The sequence below is a fragment of the Lentibacillus populi genome (assembly GCA_014642895.1).
GTDB lineage: Bacteria > Bacillota > Bacilli > Bacillales > Amphibacillaceae > Lentibacillus_C > Lentibacillus_C populi.
The window spans coordinates 1-6,271 of record BMJD01000086.1 but is presented as its reverse complement, the minus strand read 5'-3'; the positions used below and the strand labels follow the sequence as shown (position 1 = coordinate 6,271).

The following is a 6,271-nucleotide window of genomic DNA, read 5'->3' as shown; positions in this document are numbered from 1 at the left end:
ATGCCGTGCAAAGCATACATTTTAATGATAGAGCGCCTTCTCTTTTTTGGCTATCAAAAAGTACCGCAATTACTACCGAGTATAATTTTACACATACACATTATGGACTCGTTTTAATGCATTATCCAGTGAATTGTAATTAATCTGCTCGCAGTTCAGCTCCGTTTCATTAATTTTTATATATGGAATCAATAACTGATATTCCTCCAGCCATTCATCATTCGTATAAATATCCCGTTCTTCAATCGTAAAATGGTAGTCATGCTGCAAAAGTTTCAAAAGTGCATATGCATCCTCACACAATGAACAATTTTCCTTCGTATAAAAAATTACAGGTGTCACTTGATTACCCCGCTGTTCTGTTATATATAGGTAAAAGTAATTAGCGATTATCTATCCTTATTGTGCCATATTCACGGTATTGCTACAAATATTTTAAGGGCCCGCCCTGTTTTTGGTAAAAAATGAAGTTGACGCCGGGTTTTACGTTTTTAATCAAGGGGGGTCAGTGACTTTTCGGCTATGTTCAGGGACTTTCAATGAATCTTCAGCATCTTTTAACTCCTGTTCAGCAACTTTCTGCCTAACTTCAGTACAATATCCAAAACTTCAGCATTCCTCTAAAAACATAGTGGGATTGCCAGTTTAGCGGCTAGAGTACTATTGCTCTATTTTTTAGTTTGGCTCGGTGTTATTACCAAGAACGATGCGATATTGACTTATCGTACAGATGCGGGTGTTGTACACCAGGCGCTGGAGCGGAACAGGGCCTACTCTGCCGGGAACGAAATTGAATCAAAATAAAACAAGGATGAATCAACTCCACCCTTGTTTTATTCACTAGTGTTTTACGACTTCCTGTCCTCGAACATTCCAAGTAACAGCGAATAATATAACGGCTAAAACACAAGAACCAACTAGCAGCATAAAGCCTGTATGCCAGCCTGAAAACTCCACAACATAGCCAAGTAAAGCATTAGCCATCACTGCTCCGCCTAAATAGCCAAATAAGCCAGTTAATCCAGCAGCAGTACCGGCAGCTTTTTTCGGTACAAAATCAAGCGCCTGTAACCCAATTAACATAACCGGTCCATAAATCAGGAAACCAATCCCAATTAGCGCAATGTTGTCAACCAATGGGTTTCCTGCTGGGTTTAACCAGTAGACTAAAACCGCGATCAATACGCCGGCCATAAATACAACACCAGCCGGGCCGCGACGTCCTTTGAATACTTTATCGGAAATATAGCCACATAAGAGTGTTCCTGGAATACCTGCCCACTCATACAAAAAATAGGCAACTCCGGATTCCTCCATATTAAACCCTTTTTCTTCGCTTAAGTAAGTTGGAGCCCAATCAAGCACTCCATATCGCACGAAATAAACAAATATATTTGCAACTGCTATTGCCCAGACCCATTTGTTATTTAGAACATGTTTAAACAGTATTTCTTTTGTTGTTAATTCTGTTTCAAATGTTTTCTTTGATTTGCTAGGATAATCATTCCGATGTTCCTCAATAGGAGGCAAGCCAACCGATTGTGGGGTATCCCGCATTAAGGCAAAGGCCACTATCGCAACCATGATTGCCACAATTGCCGGAAGAATGAACACACCTTCATATCCAATGTATGATGCCCCAAGATAAGTGGATATAAGTGAAACCCCAGCTATTGCCAGTGGAGCCATCAATCCTCCGCCAACATTATGTGCCACATTCCATATTGCTGTTTTACCGCCTCTTTCACTAACACTGAACCAGTGAACGAGTACTCTTCCGGATGGCGGCCAGCCCATTCCTTGAAACCATCCGTTTACAAATAGCATAATAAACATGATTGCAACAGACGATGTGAAGAAAGGAATAAATCCCATTAATAAATTAACAATAGCTGATAGCACTAGTCCAGCAGTAAGAAAATACCTTGCATTACTACGATCCGACACCGTTCCCATGACAAATTTGCTTATACCATAGGCAATCGAAATCGCCGATAATGCCAAACCCAATTCTCCTTTTGAAAATCCTTGATCCGTTAAATAAGGAATTGCCAGAGAAAAGTTTTTACGAATTAAATAGTATGCCGCATAACCGATAAAGATTCCGATAAACACCTGAAGTCTAAGCTTTTTGTATTCGGAATCAATCTTTTCCTCAGGTAACCTTTCCACTGCAGGTGCAGGTTTAAAAAAATTTAACATATAAATCCTCCCTGATGTAAACTATCCATGTGTTGTTAAAAATCCCACATAAAGCCGCTAAAAGTCCGTGTTCAAAAAGTCGCCGAATGAGAAGCAAGAAGGTCGAGGCGGCGTAGCTTTGAGCACCGGAGTGTACATAAAAAGGTACATGAGGAGCGGAAAAGCAAGCGGGCGACACGATTCACCGCTTATCATTTGGTGACTTTTTGACCATCCTCTAAAAGCCATTTTTGCAATGTATTTAAGTATCATGTCCAATTGAATTAAATTTATTATCTAATCCAGTACAAACAATTATTCACCTCTCTACTTTATATTTAGATTTGAAAAGATTAACTGTAAACAGCAAAAAACCTTATACTTAAAGAAGCACCATCCATTTTAGAATGGGCTCATAAAATATAAGGCTCTCCAAATCTCCGGCACGCATTAACTTGTCATATGTATAGTAAACGTTTTCGAAAGTGCCGTCAACCTTTTTAAATGAGTGAAAAAATAGTAACTATTTCATTCCCGATTTACAATCCATATTTTCCGATAAATACTAATCCAGTCTTTGATCGCAACTATCAAACAACGGACATCCATCACATATTGGCTTGGTCCGACAAAATTGTTTCGCATGTTCAACCAGGAGTGCATGAAATTCATTATATAATACCAGATCGTTTGGCAATCTCTCCTCTACCCGCTCTCTTAATCCGTCATATGAAGTCGGTATATCATATCCCAGCCGATGAAAGATTCTTCTCACATATGCATCAGCTACAAAGATTGGTTTATCAAATGCATATAGCAGCATTACATCTGCGGTTTCCTTGCCAACCCCCTTAATACTTAATAGTTCACGCCGTAACCCTTGTCTGTTCATTTTCTTTATTTCCTCGATATCATAATGATAGGTTTTAAACCAGTCAATAAATGCTTTTATCCGTTTTGCCTTTATGTTGAAAAATCCACTTGACCTGATAAGCTCGGCAAGTTCCTCTATAGGCAAACGATCAATCATTTCCGGTTCCAAAAAGGGGGATAATTTTGTTAATGCTTTCTCAGCATTACGCCAGTTTGTATTTTGCACCAGAATCGATCCAATCATCATCTCAAAAGGAGTATCTGCCGGCCACCAATTTTGTGGACCATAATGATTGAACAGCGTTTCATAAATTACCTGATAACTTCGCTGCATTTTAAACCTCCATCACAAATCTAGTAAATTTGGAACAGCACCATTCAACTTTTCAATCTCCAGTAATTTTTCTTTCATTGGAACCTCCACGATAGCCAGCCATCTTGCTATCTCTCCCCTTGACCGGAGCATAGCTTTTAAATGTTCCAGACTGAAGGAATTTTTTGTGCAAAAGTTTGATCCATTTTTTGTGTCGTTCCATCAATGCCCCTGATTGTGGAAAAGATTGCTTAAATACATTGCTGTTTCCAAATGTTTAGTTTGAAATTGGCTCGGTGTAAGTCCAGTGCTACGCTTAAACGCATTGTAAAAACTAGAAATACTTTGGTATCCTATTTGATAGCCAATCTCTGTGTTGTTTAATCTCGTTGTTAATAGAAGCTCTTTTGCCTTCCTGATTCTGACTTTCTCCAAATACATACGCGGCGTATACCCGGTCCTTTTACGAAAGATCCGATTTAAATGGAAACAGCTGACTCCTACCTCTGCTGCCATATCATTTAAATGAATGTTTTTCCAAAAGTTATTTTTAATCATCTCTTTAGTGTCTTCTATTATGGATTTGATTGGGTCATAATTTATTAATTTCAAATCGGGTCGACATCTTTTACAAGGACGATATCCTGCTTTTTGGGCTTCGACAGCATTTGAAAAAAAAGATACATTATTATACTTAGGAGTTTTGGACCTGCATGATGGTCGACAAAAAACACCTGTTGTCTTTATCGCATAAAAAAATTTCCCATCATATTCAGGGTTACATGCAACTGTTGCATCCCACATTATAGCTTTAGAAATATTACTTATTTCTTTCATTTGCCTTTTCACCCCTACGGAAAAATAATTTTACCAAAAAACATGTAAATGACGTACAATGCGACTACTATCACTGGAACAAGAATATACAATTGGAAAAACGGTAAAACAAGTAAACATAAAATGAATGATACTAATGAGGCCAACCACGCTAACGTTTTCTTCTTAAACAATTTAATACCAGCGCCCATAGATAAAATATAGACTAAAATCCCTAGAGAAGTCGGGATAAATAAAATATCATTAAATGTTAGTGAAAGTATTTCTGTAGTTAAAACACCGGCTACTGCAAAGCAGATGACAAATAAAACCATCCGTCTCGGAATCCCAGTAGTTGCATGCAATTTTGAAAATACTTTTGGAAAAGATCCCTCCCTGCTTAAAGAATACCCTAATTGAGTTAGACTAGCTACAAACGCGTTCGCTGTCCCTGTACAAATAATAACTGCCAAAACAGCCGTAATAACTTTGGCACCTATTCCCACTGTATCCCCCATAATAACACCAATAGGAGATAGGTTACTTTCTTCACTACCATATGTTGCGGTTCCTATGGTGACAAAACTTAAGGACAAAAACAATATACCAATGACGATCACACTAACAAAGGTACCTTTTATAATATCCTTGTCAGGCTTTTTAAATTGATGTGCCAGACTGCAAATCGCCTCCCACCCAAAAAATGACCAAAAAATAGCCGTTATAGCACTTCCGACTGAAAACCATCCATTAGGTACAAAAGGGATAAAGTTTTGCCATTGAATACTTGGTAATGACAAAAATACAGCAAGTAGTAAGAGAACAAGTAAGCAGGTACTTAAAATCAATGCAATATTACCACTTACATTCATCCCGTAAAAATTAGAAATGCCTGCGATAGCTAAAATAAAAACGGCAATAAGGTTTGTTTCAAAATGAGAGAATCCAAATGCCTGACTGACATAAAAGGCACCGGTTAAGGAAACTATTGTTTGACCTACCGCTGCTGTTATAAAATAAAACCACCCAACAATGTTACCAATGTGATATCCAAAAGAATTTCTAACAAAGGTTGCAGCACCACCAGCATCTGGATATTTACGGGCTAAATTCGCAAATGAATAAGCAAGTGGAAAATTGATTACTATCACGATGATCCAGGATACAATGGACGCTGGACCTGCCATTGAGGCCGTAACTCCTGATAAAAACAGAACCCCTGACCCTAAAATAGCTGCAATGTATAAAGCAATACCTTGAAATAATCCAATCGATTTATTCTCCATAACTTCACCCCTGTTCTACATTTACTGTACCAACCAAGGGGTAAGAAATTCTTCTTGTTTTTTGCGGTTAAATTTATAAAAAAGATGAAATTCAAAGTATCTCGAATAGGGTTTAAAAAACAAGATCGCAAAAGTTTTTTATTATGTACTAAATATTTGCCAGAACAGAAAAGTAAGTATCCGCCGGTTCTACCGGCGGATACTTACTTTCTCTGAATCGGGGAGGTTAATTCCCCGCCCACTTCAACTTTTCCAAAAAACATTGATGCTGGTCTAACATAGATTACCCCCAATATGATCACTGCAAGGTTTAGGGCTTGTGGCTTTAGCCATGGGAGTTGCAAGAATACATTAATCCAATTATAACTCCAAAGGTAAAATACGAATTATTTATTAAACAAAATCATTTCACAAAAAAGAAGGAGAATTTACAAAATAATAGAATTATATATATATATAAATGGTAAAAAGGTGGTGAGTTGGAATAATTTCGTAGTTTAGAAGTCTTACAAAATATTTTAAATGGAGGATCTATTTATGAGAAAGAAGTTTATTTATTTGTTTTTATTAGTTGGTATTATTATTTTCGCTCTTCCAATTTCTATTTCTGCTGAGGAAGGTAATACCAACCAAAACGACATGATAACATTGGATGGAGAAGTAATTAAATTTGAAGACTATAAAGACAAAGTTAAAACAGACACTATTTGATGTTAGTCTAATAATTGGACATAACAAATGGGGATTTTTATACTAAATATAATAATCTCTAGGAGTGTCTAAGATGGCCAAACGATATGAT

At 37.3% G+C, this 6,271-nt stretch carries 6 protein-coding genes; 1 reads left to right on the top strand and 5 read right to left on the bottom strand.

All coding sequences use genetic code 11. The features are described 5' to 3' along the window. Positions 1-87: 87 nt before the first annotated feature. From IEX12_RS22735 to IEX12_RS22715, 5 genes are all read right to left on the bottom strand, one after another. Positions 88-342 carry a glutaredoxin family protein gene (locus tag IEX12_RS22735; RefSeq protein ID WP_188725962.1) on the bottom strand — a complete coding sequence of 85 codons (255 nt, stop codon included), beginning with the start codon at positions 340-342 and terminating at the stop codon, positions 88-90. A gap of 498 nt (positions 343-840) precedes the next feature. Continuing rightward, positions 841-2,202, bottom strand: a complete 1,362-nt coding sequence (gene glpT / locus IEX12_RS22730; protein WP_088053008.1) for a glycerol-3-phosphate transporter — start codon at positions 2,200-2,202, stop codon at positions 841-843. A gap of 544 nt (positions 2,203-2,746) precedes the next feature. Then, the gene (locus IEX12_RS22725; protein WP_088053007.1) at positions 2,747-3,388 is read right to left on the bottom strand and encodes an endonuclease III domain-containing protein; all 642 of its coding nucleotides are present in this window, start codon (positions 3,386-3,388) and stop codon (positions 2,747-2,749) included. A gap of 201 nt (positions 3,389-3,589) precedes the next feature. Continuing rightward, positions 3,590-4,204 carry a bifunctional transcriptional activator/DNA repair enzyme AdaA gene (locus IEX12_RS22720; protein WP_088053006.1) on the bottom strand — a complete coding sequence of 205 codons (615 nt, stop codon included), beginning with the start codon at positions 4,202-4,204 and terminating at the stop codon, positions 3,590-3,592. A gap of 14 nt (positions 4,205-4,218) precedes the next feature. Further along, positions 4,219-5,469, bottom strand: coding sequence for an APC family permease (locus IEX12_RS22715; protein WP_088053005.1), 1,251 nt, complete (start codon positions 5,467-5,469; stop codon positions 4,219-4,221). A 537-nt stretch (positions 5,470-6,006) separates the two neighbouring features. On the opposite strand from IEX12_RS22715, the gene IEX12_RS22710 reads away from it, so the two are divergent. Continuing rightward, complete coding sequence (locus tag IEX12_RS22710) at positions 6,007-6,180, top strand: hypothetical protein (protein WP_188725961.1); 174 nt, start codon at positions 6,007-6,009, stop codon at positions 6,178-6,180. The last annotated feature ends 91 nt before the right edge of the window (positions 6,181-6,271 follow it).

Excerpts from the sequence above, each read along its gene's own strand:
- IEX12_RS22720 (WP_088053006.1), bottom strand. The coding sequence starts at position 4,204 with ATGAAAGAAATAAGTAATATTTCTAAAGCTATAATGTGGGATGCAACA.
- IEX12_RS22725 (WP_088053007.1), bottom strand. The coding sequence starts at position 3,388 with ATGCAGCGAAGTTATCAGGTAATTTATGAAACGCTGTTCAATCATTAT.
- IEX12_RS22715 (WP_088053005.1), bottom strand. The coding sequence starts at position 5,469 with ATGGAGAATAAATCGATTGGATTATTTCAAGGTATTGCTTTATACATT.
- glpT (WP_088053008.1), bottom strand. The coding sequence starts at position 2,202 with ATGTTAAATTTTTTTAAACCTGCACCTGCAGTGGAAAGGTTACCTGAG.
- IEX12_RS22710 (WP_188725961.1), top strand. The coding sequence starts at position 6,007 with ATGAGAAAGAAGTTTATTTATTTGTTTTTATTAGTTGGTATTATTATT.